General features: G+C 68.2%; 14 protein-coding genes and 1 tRNA gene. 9 read left to right on the top strand and 6 right to left on the bottom strand.

Translation table 11 applies throughout. From position 1 onward, the window contains the following. Positions 1–136: 136 nt before the first annotated feature. Complete coding sequence (locus tag FHY50_RS10785) at positions 137–2260, top strand: AsmA family protein (protein ID WP_140048428.1); 2124 nt, start codon at positions 137–139, stop codon at positions 2258–2260. A 70-nt stretch (positions 2261–2330) separates the two neighbouring features. Continuing rightward, a complete protein-coding gene (locus tag FHY50_RS10780) occupies positions 2331–3002 on the top strand; it encodes a spermidine synthase (protein ID WP_140048427.1) in 672 nt (223 codons plus the stop codon). Between the two features lie 6 nt (positions 3003–3008). Here the strand turns inward: FHY50_RS10780 and FHY50_RS10775 are convergent, their stop codons facing one another. Next, entirely contained in the window at positions 3009–3689 is a 681-nt protein-coding gene (locus tag FHY50_RS10775; RefSeq protein WP_140048426.1) for an RlmE family RNA methyltransferase, read from the bottom strand. Continuing rightward, positions 3686–4735, bottom strand: coding sequence for a Ppx/GppA phosphatase family protein (locus FHY50_RS10770; RefSeq protein WP_243846624.1), 1050 nt, complete (start codon positions 4733–4735; stop codon positions 3686–3688). The genes FHY50_RS10775 and FHY50_RS10770 overlap by 4 nt, the downstream gene beginning before the upstream one ends. Before the next feature lie 176 nt (positions 4736–4911). Between FHY50_RS10770 and FHY50_RS10765 the strand changes: the two genes are divergently transcribed. Next, positions 4912–4985: transfer RNA gene (locus FHY50_RS10765), tRNA-Gln, on the top strand. Between the two features lie 90 nt (positions 4986–5075). Next, a complete protein-coding gene (locus FHY50_RS10760; protein ID WP_140048425.1) occupies positions 5076–6248 on the top strand; it encodes an acetyl-CoA C-acetyltransferase in 1173 nt (390 codons plus the stop codon). 96 nt (positions 6249–6344) lie between these two features. On the opposite strand, the gene FHY50_RS10755 is transcribed toward FHY50_RS10760, so the two are convergent. Continuing rightward, complete coding sequence (locus tag FHY50_RS10755) at positions 6345–7604, bottom strand: NupC/NupG family nucleoside CNT transporter (RefSeq protein ID WP_140048424.1); 1260 nt, start codon at positions 7602–7604, stop codon at positions 6345–6347. Positions 7605–7717: 113 nt separating this feature from the next. Here FHY50_RS10755 and FHY50_RS10750 point away from each other — a divergent pair, with 113 nt between their 5' ends. Then, positions 7718–8371 (top strand): queuosine precursor transporter, encoded by a 654-nt coding sequence (locus FHY50_RS10750; protein ID WP_140048423.1) that lies wholly within the window; start codon positions 7718–7720, stop codon positions 8369–8371. 34 nt (positions 8372–8405) lie between these two features. Here the strand turns inward: FHY50_RS10750 and FHY50_RS10745 are convergent, their stop codons facing one another. Together FHY50_RS10745 and FHY50_RS10740 are read right to left on the bottom strand one after the other, a co-directional pair. After that, on the bottom strand, positions 8406–8780 hold the full coding sequence (locus FHY50_RS10745) for an SdpI family protein (RefSeq protein WP_140048422.1): 375 nt from the start codon (positions 8778–8780) through the stop codon (positions 8406–8408). Then, positions 8777–9067, bottom strand: a complete 291-nt coding sequence (locus FHY50_RS10740; RefSeq protein ID WP_140048421.1) for an autorepressor SdpR family transcription factor — start codon at positions 9065–9067, stop codon at positions 8777–8779. Before FHY50_RS10740 ends, FHY50_RS10745 begins: the two co-directional genes overlap by 4 nt. A gap of 92 nt (positions 9068–9159) precedes the next feature. On the opposite strand from FHY50_RS10740, the gene argB reads away from it, so the two are divergent. From argB to FHY50_RS10720, 4 genes are all read left to right on the top strand, one after another. Next, entirely contained in the window at positions 9160–10059 is a 900-nt protein-coding gene (argB, locus tag FHY50_RS10735) for an acetylglutamate kinase (protein ID WP_140048420.1), read from the top strand. 69 nt (positions 10060–10128) lie between these two features. Further along, positions 10129–10431 carry a YggT family protein gene (locus FHY50_RS10730; protein WP_140048419.1) on the top strand — a complete coding sequence of 101 codons (303 nt, stop codon included), beginning with the start codon at positions 10129–10131 and terminating at the stop codon, positions 10429–10431. Between the two features lie 14 nt (positions 10432–10445). Further along, positions 10446–11336, top strand: coding sequence for a bifunctional methylenetetrahydrofolate dehydrogenase/methenyltetrahydrofolate cyclohydrolase FolD (gene folD, locus FHY50_RS10725; RefSeq protein ID WP_140048418.1), 891 nt, complete (start codon positions 10446–10448; stop codon positions 11334–11336). Beyond that, complete coding sequence (locus tag FHY50_RS10720; RefSeq protein WP_140048417.1) at positions 11333–11956, top strand: MarC family protein; 624 nt, start codon at positions 11333–11335, stop codon at positions 11954–11956. The genes folD and FHY50_RS10720 overlap by 4 nt, the downstream gene beginning before the upstream one ends. Here FHY50_RS10720 and FHY50_RS10715 read toward each other — a convergent pair. Beyond that, positions 11953–13731 carry an AcrB/AcrD/AcrF family protein gene (locus FHY50_RS10715; RefSeq protein ID WP_140048416.1) on the bottom strand — a complete coding sequence of 593 codons (1779 nt, stop codon included), beginning with the start codon at positions 13729–13731 and terminating at the stop codon, positions 11953–11955. The two genes, FHY50_RS10720 and FHY50_RS10715, sit on opposite strands and share 4 nt — an antisense overlap. Between the last annotated feature and the right edge of the window lie 4 nt (positions 13732–13735).

Raw genomic sequence — 13735 nt, 5'->3', positions numbered from 1 at the left:
TTACATCCGTAAGCCATCCACATGGATGGTATATGGAGGGGATACGCAATCCTACAAGGGCAAGCGGCTTTGCAGCGTGCTATGCGTTGTTCTTCTCGCGCGATCCTTCGCAGGGGCGTAGTAACAGAGTATCGCCATGTCCGAGCAACCGTCCTCGTCCGAAGTCGACCGCGCCACGACGGAAGCGCCCGCGCAGCCTGCGCCGCCGCCGGCCGACCCGCGCAAGCGGTGGCGGCTGGTGGGCAACATCGTGCTCGGGGTCGTCGTGTCGATCTTTGCGGTGTGGCTGATCCTGTACGTTACCAAGGGGCGGTTCCTGAAAGGTCCGTTCGAGCGCACCGTCGCCGCGATGACCGATCGCAAGGTCGTCGTGCGCGGCGATTTCCAGCTCTATTTCGCGCCGTTCGACATCAAGTTCCTCGCCGAGGGACTGAGCATCGCCAATCCGTCCTGGGCGAGCCGCCCCTATTTGCTGGCGGCGCGGCGTATCGACACGCGGATCGCGCCGCTGTCCCTGCTGTTCGGCAAGCGCCGCCTGCGCTGGCTCGATCTCGACGGCGCCGCCTTCGCGCTCGAATGGAATCGCGACCACAGCGCCAATAGCTGGACCTTTGCCAGCGAAAGCAAGGCCGAGCCGCTGGACCTGCCGGTCATCGACCGCGCTACCCTGCAGGCCACGGCGCTGCGCTACCGCGATCCGCGGCTGCAACTGCTCGCCGATCTCGACTTTGCCACGATCACCTCGAAAGATGCGCGGATCGGCGATGCGGTGCGCTTCAGCGGCGACGGACGCATCCGCGAGACTCCGTTCACGGTGCTCGGCGCGCTGCTGACGCCCAACGCGACGGTAGCGCGCGGTTCGAACCAGCTGGTGCTGCAGGCCGATGCCGCGGGCAATCGCATCGACGTGACCGGCACGCTGCCCAGCCTTGCCGAGATCGAACGCGTCCCGCTGGCGACGCGCGCACGCGGGCGCAACGCCGCCGACCTGCTCGGCATCCTCGGCATCGTCGTGCCCAACACCCGCGCCTATCGCCTGACCGCGCAGCTGGTGAAGCGCGACACCGCCTATCGGTTCACCAAGATGACCGGCCGGTTCGGCGACAGCGACATCGCCGGGGCGTTCACCGTCGAGACCGGCGATCCGCGCGTGCATATCGATGCCGACCTCGCGACGCGGACGCTCGACATCGTCGATGTCGCGCCGTTCATCGGATATAATCCCGACCTGGTCGCCGACCGCGGCTATCAGGCGGCGGCGGGCGCGACCGGAGCCGCGCCTGCGCGCCTGTTGCCCGACGCCAATCTGCGCGCCGAGGGGCTGCGCGCCTTCGACGCCGACGTCCGCTACCGCGTCGCGCGGCTGCGGTCGGACAGCGTTCCCGTCACCGATGTCGCGGCGACCGTCGCGCTCGACGACGGCCTGCTCACGCTGTCGCCGTTCGCGTTCACCATGGCGCGCGGCAAGGTGGCGTCGGACATCACCATCGACTGGCGGCGGCGCCCGGCGCGAACCCGCTACGACATCCGGCTCGGCACGACGCCGATGGCGCAGCTGCTCGCCGGATTCGGCGTGGCGGAGGCGGGGACCAGCGGCACGGTCAAGGGCCGGATCGAACTGGTCGGCGACGGCGATACGCTCCACGATTCGCTGGCGACGTCGCGCGGGCGGATCGCGTTCGTCATTCCTCAGGGCACGTTCTGGACGCGCAACGTCCAGCTGTCCGAGCTCGATTTCGGGACCTTCGCGCAAAAGATGTTCGAGGACCGGTTGAAGGAGCCGGTGCGGATCAATTGCGGTCTGGTCGCCTTTACCGTGCGCGGCGGCGCGGCCGGCGCCGATCCGATCCTGATCGACACCACCAAGAACGTCATTCTGGGCCGCGGCGGTTTCAGCTTCGCGAGCGAGCAGATGGATCTGGCGTTCCGTGCCGACGGCAAGAAGTTCAGCCTTTTTTCGGGGCAATCGCCGGTCGGGGTCGGCGGCTATTTCTCGCAGCCTTCGCTCGATGTGATCAGTCCGCAACTGCTCGGGCGCGCGGGCGCCGGGCTGGGGCTGGCGGCGCTGGTGGCGCCGCCAGCGGCGCTGCTGGCGTTCGTCGATGTCGGCGATGCCAAGGCGGCGGCGTGCGGGCCGGTGCTGGCGGGCGCGACCGCAAAGGCGCAGCGCACCCGCGGCGGCGAGGTGCGCGACGATGTCGGCAGCGGCAAGGCCGAACCGGCCAAGCCCAAGCGCAAGAAATTCCTCGGCATCTTTTGAGGCAGCTGGTTTGGGCTGGCCGGGAACGGCGCCCGGCGATACCGCAATGCCGAGCAGTGAAAGGCCGGCGATGATCCCACGCGAACTGATCGACACCGCGCAGGTCCCCGGCGGCGTCGAGCTCAGGCTCTACCGTCGCGGCGACGATTTCATGATTGTGCTCGATCGCAACGAGCTGATGAACACGCGCATGCGCGGGTCGGAAGAAGCGCTGGCGACGATGACGATCGACCGGCTCGGCGCCCGGGCGCGGCCGCATCTCCTGATTGGCGGCTATGGCATGGGATTCACGCTGCGCGCCGCACTTGCCCGGCTGGGCAGGGATGCGCAGGTGACCGTGGTCGAACTGGTGCCCGGTATCCTTAAATGGGCGCGCGGCCCGATGGCGGCGCTGACCGCCGGATGCCTCGATGATCCGCGAGTACGACTGGTCGAGGGGGATGTCGGCAAGCGCATCGAGGCCGACAAGCTGAGCTACGACGCGATCCTGCTCGACGTCGATAATGGTCCCGACGGGCTGGTGCGCGATGCCAATGGCAAGCTGTATGGCATGGCGGGACTGGCGGCGGCGCGGATGGCGCTGAAGCCCGGCGGCGCGCTGGCGATCTGGTCTGCGGCGCCCGATGCGGTATTCAAGCGGCGGCTGGGCGACGCCGGTTTCGCGGTCGAGGAGGTCGCGGTGCGCGCCCGCGAGAACGGCAAGGGGCCGCGCCACGTCATCTGGTTCGCGACCAAGCGCTGAGCATGGTCAGTCTTCGGCTGGCACCTGCCGCCGCTTGAAGCCCTGCGCCACCACATACCATTCCGACGAATCCTTGCGGCTGGCGGGCGGCTTGGCGTGCTTGACGGTCGCGAAATTGCGCTTGAGCGTCGCCACCAGCGCGCTGTCGGCGCCGCCCGCCAGCACCTTTGCGACGAAGCTGCCGCCGGGGCGCGTGACTTCGCAGGCGAATTCGACGGCCGCCTCGACCAGTCCCATCGTGCGCAGATGATCGGTCTGCGGATGGCCGACGGTGTTGGCGGCCATGTCCGACAGCACGAGGTCGGCCTCGCCGCCGAGCGCGCTGCGCAGCGCATCGGGTGCCTGGTCCGCCAGGAAGTCCATCTGAAGGATGGTCACCCCCTCGATCGCGTCGACCGGCAGCAGGTCGATGCCGACGATGGTCGCCTTGGGCGCGCGCTTGCGCACCACCTGCGCCCAGCCGCCCGGCGCGATGCCGAGGTCGAGCACGCGGTGCACCCCCTTGAGCATGCCGAATTTCTCGTCGAGCTCGATCAGCTTGTACGCGGCGCGGCTGCGATAGCCCTCGGCCTTGGCGCGCTTGACGTACGGATCGTTGAGCTGGCGTTCGAGCCAGCGGCGCGACTGTTCGCTGCGCCCGCGCACGGAGCGGACGCGGGTGTGCCCGCGCGTGCCGCCGCGGCTCATGCCCGGCCCTGCATCAGTCGGCGCAGGATGCCCTCGCGGATGCCGCGATCGGCGATGCCCAGGCGCTCGGCCGGCCAGATGTCCATGATCGATTCGAGGATCGCGCAGCCCGCGACCACCAGATCGGCGCGTTCGGAACCGATGCAGGGCACCTTGGAACGCTGGGCCAGGTCCATCGCCGACAACCGCTGGCTGACGCCGCGCATCGCCGCGGTCGGCACGATCAGCCCGTCGACCGCCTGGCGATCATAGCTTTCGAGCCCGAGATGGACGCTGGCGAGCGTCGTCACCGTACCGCTGGTGCCGAGCAGCCGCGGCACCCCCAGCGGCGCGCGCAGGCGCGATGCGAACGGCGCGAAGCTGTCCTTCACCAGCGTACGCATGCGGGCATAGACGCTGTCGGGCGTACCGCTGCCGGCGGCTTCGGTCAGCGACACCACGCCCCATGGCGCGCTGTGCCAGTCGAGAATCGTCGGCACCGCATGGCGCGTGTCGATCAACACCAGTTCGGTCGAACCGCCGCCGATGTCGAACACCAGCGCCGGACCGTCGCCGGGTTCGAGCAGCGCGTGGCAGCCGAGCACCGCCAGCCGCGCTTCCTCCTCAGCCGTGATGATGTCGAGGACGATGCCGGTTTCGCGGTAGACTCGCTTGATGAAGTCGGGGCCGTTGGCTGCCCGGCGACAGGCTTCGGTGGCGACCGAGCGGGCAAGCGCGACGTTGCGCCGCCGCAGCTTGTCGGCGCAGACGCGCAGCGCGGCGATGGTGCGTTCGATCGCGGCATCGCTCAGCCGCCCCGAACTCGCCAGGCCCTCGCCCAGCCGGACGATCCGCGAGAATGCGTCGATCACCGCGAAGCCGGACCCTTGCGGCCGCGCGATCAGAAGACGGCAATTGTTGGTGCCAAGGTCGAGCGCGGCGTAATGCCGGCCTTCGGGCCAGCGCGCGCGGGGGACGACCGGCGCGGGGGCCGCGTCGCTTCGGGGGGCCGTGCGGGCGGGGGCTGGGCCCGGCCGATACGGCATCTGCGCGGGATGATCTCCCATGCCGGTACTCGCTTTATGTTCTATCCGTCACGGACACTGCCGCTCGGTGCTTGGCATCAGGGCTAGCGCATGGCCGGGGCCGCGACAAGGCGCAGTCGGCGCCCGCATCGGCCGATGCCCACCCGCACACCCGATTGACAGCCCCGCGCCGCTTGCCTATCTGCCCGCTCCACGATTGCCCTGTCGTCTAATGGTAAGACCACGGACTCTGACTCCGTTAATTGAGGTTCGAATCCTCACGGGGCATCCACTTCCTCCCGATCGCGAAGTGCTTGCGTTGCTTTACGCAACCGAATGCGCTGTGCCATGATCGCGCCGATATGATCGGGAGAGAGCAGCGATGACCACGGCCTATATCGTCGCCGCGCGGCGCACCGCGGGCGGCAAGCGCGGCGGGCGGCTGGCGGGGTGGCACCCCGCCGACATGGCCGCGCAGGTGCTCGATACGCTGGTCGCGGATACGGGCATCGATCCCGCCGCGATCGAGGACGTCATCATGGGCTGCGTCAGCCAGGGCGGCGAGCAGGGGTTTCAGGTCGGGCGCGGCGCGGTGCTGGCGTCGTCGCTGCCCGAGAGCGTTCCGGCGGTGACCATCGACCGGCAGTGCGGCAGCTCGCAACAGGCGATCCAGTTCGCGGCGCAGGCGGTGATGTCGGGGACGCAGGACGTGGTGATCGCCGCCGGGGTCGAATCGATGACGCGGGTGCCGATGGGATCGACCGGCGCGCTGTTCGCGCAGGCGGGGCTCGGCAAGGCCAAGTCGCCGCGGCAGGAGGCGCGCTATCCCGGCGTGCAGTTCAGCCAGTTCCTGGGCGCCGAGATGATCGCGAAGAAGCACGGTTTTTCGAGGGACGATCTCGACGCCTATGCGCTGGAGAGCCATGTCCGCGCCGCTGCCGCGACAGAGCGCGGCGATTTCGCCGACGAAATCGTGCCGCTGGCGATCGATACGCCGGGCGGCGGCGAGGCGATCCACGATCGCGACGAGGGCATCCGTTTCGGCGCCACGCTGGAAGGCATCCGATCGGTCAAGCTGCTGGCGGAGGGCGGGGTGATCACCGCCGCCAATGCCAGCCAGATCTGCGACGGGGCGAGCGGAGTGATGATCGTGTCCGAAGCGGCGCTCAAGGCGCACGGCCTGACGCCGCTGGCGCGCATTCACAATCTGACGGTGACCGCCGGTGATCCGGTGATCATGCTCGAGGAGCCGCTGTTCGCGACCGACCGCGCGCTCGAGCGGGCGGGAATGACGATCGATGCGATCGACCTGTACGAGGTCAACGAGGCGTTCGCGCCGGTGCCGCTCGCCTGGGCCAGGCATCACGATGCCGATCCGGCGCGGATGAACGCCTTTGGCGGCGCGATCGCGCTGGGGCATCCGCTGGGGGCGTCGGGTACCAAGCTGATGACGACGCTGGTCCACGCGCTGCGCCGCCGCGGCAAGCGCTACGGGCTGCAGACGATGTGCGAGGGCGGCGGGATCGCCAACGTCACGATCGTCGAAGCGCTGTAGGCAGCGACTGACTTGACAACTAACCAAATAGGCTGTATACGCAGATTTGTCTTTACCCGAGACACGCGCTCTTTGGCATCGTGAACACGCCCATCGTCAGGCGGGCAGCAACAGCCCTGCAAGTGCGGCGGACATCAGGTTGGCGAGGCTTCCCGCCAGCAGCGCGCGGACGCCGAGCCGGGCGATCATCGGGCGCTGATTGGGCGCGAGGCTGCCGGTCGCGGCCATCTGGATCGCGATCGAGCTGAAATTGGCGAAGCCGCATAGCGCGAAGGTGACGATCGCGATCGTGCGCGGCGACAGGTCGGTCATCTGGCCAAGCTCGATGAACGCGACGAATTCGTTGAGGACGAGCTTGGTGCCGAACAGCCCGCCGGCTTCGCCCGCCTCGGCCCACGGGATGTTGAGCAGGAACATGATCGGGGCGAAGATCGCGCCGATCACTCCCTGGAAGCTGAGCGCGGGATAGCCGAACCAGCCGCCGACGACGCCGAGCAGGCCGTTGGCCATCGCCACCAGCGCCACGAAGGCGAGCACCATCGCGCCGACCGCGACCGCGATCTTGACGCCGGTCTGCGCACCCATCGCCGCCGCCATGATGAGGTTGGCGGCGCGCTCGTCCTCCGGATCGGGCGCGGCGACCGCGAGCACCGCGGCCTCCTGATGATCGCCGAGCTGGAGTTCGGGTTCGGGCGCGGTATCGGGCATGATGATCTTGGCCATCAGGATGCCGCCGGGTGCCGCCATGAAGCTGGCCGCGAGCAGATAGGGCAGCGCCTCCGGCCCCAGGAACGAGGCATAGGCGGCGAGGATGGTGCCGGCGACGCCGGCCATGCCGACGGTCATCACCGTGAACAGCTGGCTGGGCGTCAGGCTGGCGAGATAGGGGCGGATGACCAGCGGCGATTCGCTTTGCCCGACGAAGATATTGGCCGCCGCGCACAGCGATTCGACCTTGGACACGCCGATCACCTTTTCGATCGCGCCGCCGACCCAGCGGATGATGAACTGCATGATGCGGAGATGGTAGAGGACGGCGACCAGGCTGGCGAAGAAGATGATGACGGGAAGCGCCGAGATCGCGAAGCTCTGCCCGCCCTGTTCTGGGCTGGCCAGCGGACCGAAGATGAAATTGGTGCCCGCCGCGGCATAGCCGAGCAGCGCGGTGACGCCGTTTGCCATGCCCCGAATCGCGGCGCGGCCCGCGGGCACGTAGAGCACCAGCACCGCGATCGCGACCTGGAGCGCGAAGGCGGCGCCGACGACGCGAAGCCGGATCGCGCGGCGATTGGTGGACAACAGCACAGCCAGCGCGAGGATCACCGCGATCCCGCATAGCCCGATGACGAATTGCAACGTGGCACTCCCCGACGACAAGCGCGCGACCATACACGGGATGCGGGCGAGGGCTAGGGGATGAGGTACGCGGCACCTTTCTTCGCATCGCGTATCCCGCTAGCACCGGGGCGATGACCCCGCCCGCCCCCGCGATTCCGCGCTCGCTGTTCCTGCTGTCGATCTTTTACGGGGGGATGGTGTGCATCGCCGGCGTGCTCGGCAACAAGCAGGTCGCGCTGGGGCCGCTCGCGGTGGAAGCGGGCATTTTCGCATTCCTGCTGCTGGTGGTGGTGTCGAGCGCGATCGCCGAACTGCATGGTCCGAACGTAGCCAAGCATCTGGTTTGGTTCGGGTTCATTCCGCTGGTGTTCTCGATCCTGCTGGTGCTGCTGGTGCTGCAGGTGCCGGCGTCGGCGAGCATGGAGCCCGAGCGGCTGGCCGCGTTCGAGCTGATGATGCGATCGACCTGGCGGATCTGGATCGCCGGGATCATCGCCTATGGCGTATCGCAGACGCTCAACGTCACGATCTTCGCGGCGCTGCGCGGGCAGGGAACGGGTTCGGGTGGCGGCAATCTGCTGTGGCTGCGCGCAGCGACGGCGAGCGTGCTGTCGCAGATCGTCGACACGCTGATCTTCATCACCGTCGCCTTCTACGGGCTGTTCCCGATCGGCGAGCTGCTGGTCGGGCAGATGATCACCAAGGTGGCGCTGTCGATCGTGCTGGTGCCGCCGCTGATCTACGCGTTCGTCGGGCTGGGTCGCGGTCTCGATCGACAGCGCTGACCCTCGTCGATCCGTTTCACTCGACTGGGTCGGGTCAGGCCGTTTCCGCCTTTGCGCGCAGGCCCAGGCAATAGCCGATGGTGATCGCCATGCCGGCCAGAACTGCGCCGCACCCGATCAGCACCGCCAGCTGGATCGGTGCGAATGCGAAGGCCGCCGCGTAGACGAGGCCGCTGACCACCAGCGACCAGCCACCGAGCCGGTGGACGCGGCGCGCGGCGGCACTGGGAACGAAACGCTTGGGCATCATGTTGCCGAACCATGCGACCATCAGTCCGGTCGCCCCGATGACGATGCGGGTAACAGTGTCGGGCTCCACAAGACCTTGCCTGCGCGCATAGGTCAGGCCAAGCGCCAGCATGACGATGCCGACGCCCCAGGCGAGGCTGCCGACCAGATCCTTGCTCATTTCGCATTCTCCCTGTCAGGCGCGGACGATCGCGCGCCGAATGAATCGACGAAGCCCAGCAGCGCCTCTTCGAGCACCGTGAGCTTGAGATGATAGCGGATGGATTTGCCGATCTTCTCGGCATGGACGAGATCAGCCTCTTTCAGCACCGCGAAGTGGGCGGACATCGTCGGCTTCGACACGTCGAACGCGTCGCTGAGGTCGCCCGCGCTCATCGGTCCCTTGCGCAGCAATTGCAGCACGCGGCGACGGGTCGGATCGGACAAGGCTTTGAAGACCTGGCTCATGATGTGACATTTAGCTAAACGTCGAAATGAGTCAAGCGGCGTTGACGATGCTTTGCTTTCACGAGCGGGCGAGTCCCGCTATTGGCCCGCAAATGACCAACCACGCCCCCGATCCCGCGATGCTTGCCAAGGCGGAGACGCTGACCGAGGCGCTGCCCTATCTGCAGCGCTATGCCGGATCGACCTTCGTCGTGAAATATGGCGGGCACGCGATGGGCGATCCCGAGTTGGCGCGGGACTTCGCCGAGGATGTGGTGCTGCTCAAGGCCGTCGGCATCAATCCGGTGGTGGTGCATGGCGGCGGGCCGCAAATCGGCGCGATGCTCAAGCGGCTGGGAGTCGAATCGAGCTTCGTCGATGGGCTGCGCGTGACCGATGCCGACACTGCGGAAGTCGCCGAGATGGTATTGGCGGGCAAGATCAACAAGGAAATCGTCGCATGGATCGCCGCCGCCGGGGGCCGCGCGGTGGGGATTTCGGGCAAGGACGCCAATCTGGTCGTCGCCGAAAAGGTCCGGCGCGCCACGGCCGACCGCACCCAGGGGATCGAGCGGCATGTCGATCTAGGCTTCGTCGGCGAGCCGGTCGCGGTCGATGCGACGATCCTGACCACGCTGCTGCGCGAGGATTTTATCCCCGTGGTCGCGCCGGTAGCGCTGGGCGCCGACGGCCACACTTACAACGTCAATGCCGACACGATGGCGGGCGCGATCGCAGGCGCGATGCAGGCGTCGCGCTTTTTCCTGCTGACCGACGTGCCGGGCGTGCTCGCCAAGGACGGCGAACTGCTGACCGACCTGGATGGGGCGCAGATCGCGGCGCTCAGGGCCGATGGCACGATTTCGGGCGGAATGATCCCCAAGGTAGAGACCTGCGTCAAGGCGGTCGAGGCGGGCGTGGACGCCGCAGTCATCCTCGACGGGCGCACGCCGCACGGGATGCTGCTGGAAATCTTCACGCGGCAAGGGGCGGGCACGCTGGTGCGCAAGTAGCGCGCTTCCTACCTTGAAGCGCTAGCGGGGTTTCCGCTACTCGCTAGGCGACGCCCACGGAGACCGCGCTTGAACCTGATCCTCGACATCATCTCGATCCTCGTCAACGTCGCGTGGTGGATCATCATCGTCCAGGTGATCCTGTCGTGGCTGATGATGTTCAACGTCATCAACATGTCGAACGATTTCGTGCGCTCGCTGTGGACCGGGCTCGATCGGCTGACCGAGCCGGTCTATCGGCCGATCCGCCGCATCCTGCCCGATTTCGGCACGCTCGATCTGTCGCCGATGGTCGTGTTGCTGATCATCCTCATCCTCGACAGCGTGCTGCTGCCCGCCGCGTACCGCGCGACCGCGCCGTACGCGATCTGACCGGAAGCGCCGGAGTGACCGCCGAACTGATCGACGGCAAGGCGTTCGCGCTGCGCCTGCGCGCGCGGGTGGGCGAGGGCGTGGCGCGGTTCCGCGCCGCGGCCGGGCGCGTGCCCGGGCTGGCGGTGGTGCTGGTCGGCGAGGACGCGGCCTCGGCGGTCTATGTGCGATCGAAGGGCAAGGCGACGGTCGCGGCGGGGATGGAGAGCTTCGAACACCGCCTGCCCGCCGATATCGACGAAGCGAGCCTGATCGCGCTGGTCGAGCGGCTCAACGCCGACGCTGCGGTCGACGGCATCCTCGTCCAGCTGCCGCTGCCGGGACATATCGATGCTGCCAGGGTGCTGCTGGCGATCGATCCCGACAAGGATGTCGACGGGTTCCATCCGGTCAATGCTGGGCGGCTGGCGACCGGTCTGCCGGGGTTCGTGCCGTGCACGCCGCTGGGCTGCGCGATGCTGCTCAAGGACCAGCTGGGCGACCTGTCGGGCAAGGACGCGATCGTGATCGGGCGATCGAACATCGTCGGCAAGCCGATGGCGGCGCTGCTGACCGCGGAAAGCTGTACCGTCACCATCGCGCATTCGCGCACGCACGACCTGCCCGGGCACGTCCACCGCGCCGACATCGTCGTCGCGGCCGTGGGGCGCGCCAATTTCGTCAAGGGCGAGTGGATCAAGCCGGGCGCGGTAGTGATCGACGTCGGCATCAATCGTACCGAAGACGGCCTGGTCGGCGACGTCGACTTCGGCGGTGCGGCGATGGTGGCGAGCGCGATCACGCCGGTGCCGGGCGGGGTCGGGCCGATGACGATCGCATGCCTGCTGCGCAACACGCTGGTCGCCGCGCATCGCCGCGACGGTATCGACTACGACGCGGCGGCGTTCGACGGGATCGGCCCGTGATCGAATTGTACGTGTCAGCACTGGTCACGTTCTTCGTCGTCATCGATCCGCCGGGGTGCGCGCCGATCTATGCCGGGCTGACCACCAGCGCGTCACCGTCGCAGCGGCGCGGGATGGCGGTGCGCGCGGTGCTGATCGCGGGTGCGATCCTACTCGGCTTCGCGCTATTCGGCGAGGATCTGCTGCGCGCGCTTCACGTCAGCCTCGACGCATTCCGGATCGCGGGCGGCATCATGCTGTTCCTGATCGCGCTGGAAATGGTGTTCGAAAAGCGCACCCAGCGCCGCGAGGACCGCGCGCAGCAGGTGATCGACGACCCCGAGGTCGAGGATGTCGCGGCGTTCCCGATGGCGATGCCGATGATCGCAGGGCCGGGATCGATCGCGTCGGTGATGCTGCTGACGTCGCAGAACAGCGGCATGACCGCGGCTCTGGTGATCCTGGGCGCGATGGCGACGATCCTGCTGGTGACGCTGGCGGCGCTGATCCTGGCCGGTCCGCTGATGCGCGTACTGGGCGCGAAGATCGAGGCGGTGATCACCCGGCTGCTGGGCGTATTGCTGGCGGCGCTGGCGACGCAGTTCGTGGTCGACGGGCTGTCGGCGACGATCGCTTCCTAGCCGTCGATCCGCCAGAGCCGGAGCGGGTTGTTGCGGCCCAGCGGTACCGGGGTCAGCCATGCCGGCACCTGTCCCCTCGCCAGCCGGGCATAGAAGCCGTTCGGCGACCGCGCACGGTAGTTGGTGGTCTCGGCCATGTTGGGGCAGGTCAGCAGATAGGTTGCGCCATGCGCCGCGGCGATGCGGCGGAAATTGTCGGGACTGCCCATGAAGGCATGGTGGACGTCGAGGATCGCGTCGCCATTGCGGTGATAGGGACCGGTGATGCCCTTGTGATGCGACGCCACGATCAATCGCGGCCCCAGATCGACATGGGTGAACAGGGTCGCGGCGGGAATGCGGTTGAGCTGCACCAGCGCCGGCAGGGTCGCGCACAGCCGTCCCGCCCGCGCGACGGCAGTATATTGCGGACTTGCCGGCTCGATCGGCAGGAACCGGACGACGAAGCCGACGAACATGCCCGAGACGGCGAGGAACGCGAGCAGCGTGCCGCCGATGCGCACCGCCGCGAGGCGGTGGTTGACCGTCCAGGGCAGCACGATCCACGCCAGTGCGCAGGCACCGGGGACCGCGAGCAGCTGTGCCGCGGGACCGGCACGGACCTGCCACAGCAGCATCGCACAGGCGAACAGGGTGAACAGCGCGATCGCGGCCCACCCCGCCAGCGCCGGGCTGCGCCGTGCCTGCCACGTCGCCAGCAGCGCGCCGATCAGGCCGATCGCAGGGAGCACCGCGATCGGCAGCGCGGTGCGCAAGGGATGCGCGTAGATCGGCTTGGCCTCGCGCACATTGTTGAGCCAGATGCGGGCGAGTTCGTCCGACACGCCTTCGGGACGGCCGAGGCATTGCGGAAAGGCGAACGCGAACAGCAGCGCGATCGCAATGCCCGCGACGCTCGCGATGCCCAGCCGCAGCACGCGCCGCTCGGGCGACCAGTGCGCCATGGCGAACAGTCCCGCGCCCGCGACGACGACGGCGCTGAGCCAGACCGGGGTCAGCGCGTCGCAGCGCAGCGCCTGGTTGGCGTAGGAGGCGAACAGCGCGAAGCCGAGCGCCGAGCCGCCCGCCAGCGTCAGGCCGTACACCGCCAGCCGCGCCGCTTCGCCGCGGTCCCACACCCAGCGCAGCGTAAGGATCGCGCCCGCCATCGCCGCATAGGGCAGCATCTCCAGCCCGATCGCGAGGCTGACCGCGCTCGACGCCCCGACCAGCATGCCACCGCGGCGCCCGGCCGGGTCGGCGAGACCGGCGACGGTCAGCGCAAGGCAGGCGAGCTGCCAGCCATGATGATCGATCCGTGTCGGCATGAACATCAGCAGCGTCGCGGTGCAGCCGAGCAGGAACAGGATCGCCAACGGCCATGCGGCGGGGGCGACCAGCCGCCGCACCGTAGCGCCGAGCGCGAGGATGACGACGCCCAGCGGCAGCAGCGGCGCGATGCCGACCGCAAGCCGCTCCGCCCAGCCACGGCTGGTGAAGAGATCGAACAGCAGGATCAGCCCGGCGATCGGCAGATCGACGATGCGGCTCCAGTGGATGTCGAGCCCGCCGGGCGGATTGAGGCGATACTGGCGCAGGTCGTACCAGCCCTGTCCGTTCAGCCAGGCGCGGACTTGGGCGAGGCGCAGATTGTCGTCGGTGTCGCTCAGCGCCAGCCAGTAGATGCTGCCCCAGCGCTGCCAGAAATACCACGCCGCCATCGCCGCCCACGCCGCCAGCGCCAGCCGGACCCAGTAGCGATCGAGGATGCGCGCGAGATCGACGCGTGGCTGCATGTTC

Source organism: Sphingomonas japonica, assembly GCF_006346325.1.
GTDB classification, from domain to species: Bacteria; Pseudomonadota; Alphaproteobacteria; order Sphingomonadales; family Sphingomonadaceae; genus Sphingomonas; species Sphingomonas japonica.
Note: the sequence above shows the minus strand (reverse complement) of the source record. Positions and strands in the feature narration are given on the sequence as shown.

Excerpts from the sequence above, each read along its gene's own strand:
- argB (WP_140048420.1), top strand. The coding sequence starts at position 9,160 with ATGACCAACCACGCCCCCGATCCCGCGATGCTTGCCAAGGCGGAGACG.
- FHY50_RS10750 (WP_140048423.1), top strand. The coding sequence starts at position 7,718 with ATGACCCCGCCCGCCCCCGCGATTCCGCGCTCGCTGTTCCTGCTGTCG.
- FHY50_RS10745 (WP_140048422.1), bottom strand. The coding sequence starts at position 8,780 with ATGAGCAAGGATCTGGTCGGCAGCCTCGCCTGGGGCGTCGGCATCGTC.
- FHY50_RS10785 (WP_140048428.1), top strand. The coding sequence starts at position 137 with ATGTCCGAGCAACCGTCCTCGTCCGAAGTCGACCGCGCCACGACGGAA.
- FHY50_RS10740 (WP_140048421.1), bottom strand. The coding sequence starts at position 9,067 with ATGAGCCAGGTCTTCAAAGCCTTGTCCGATCCGACCCGTCGCCGCGTG.
- FHY50_RS10780 (WP_140048427.1), top strand. The coding sequence starts at position 2,331 with ATGATCCCACGCGAACTGATCGACACCGCGCAGGTCCCCGGCGGCGTC.
- FHY50_RS10775 (WP_140048426.1), bottom strand. The coding sequence starts at position 3,689 with ATGAGCCGCGGCGGCACGCGCGGGCACACCCGCGTCCGCTCCGTGCGC.
- FHY50_RS10760 (WP_140048425.1), top strand. The coding sequence starts at position 5,076 with ATGACCACGGCCTATATCGTCGCCGCGCGGCGCACCGCGGGCGGCAAG.
- FHY50_RS10770 (WP_243846624.1), bottom strand. The coding sequence starts at position 4,735 with ATGGGAGATCATCCCGCGCAGATGCCGTATCGGCCGGGCCCAGCCCCC.
- FHY50_RS10715 (WP_140048416.1), bottom strand. The coding sequence starts at position 13,731 with ATGCAGCCACGCGTCGATCTCGCGCGCATCCTCGATCGCTACTGGGTC.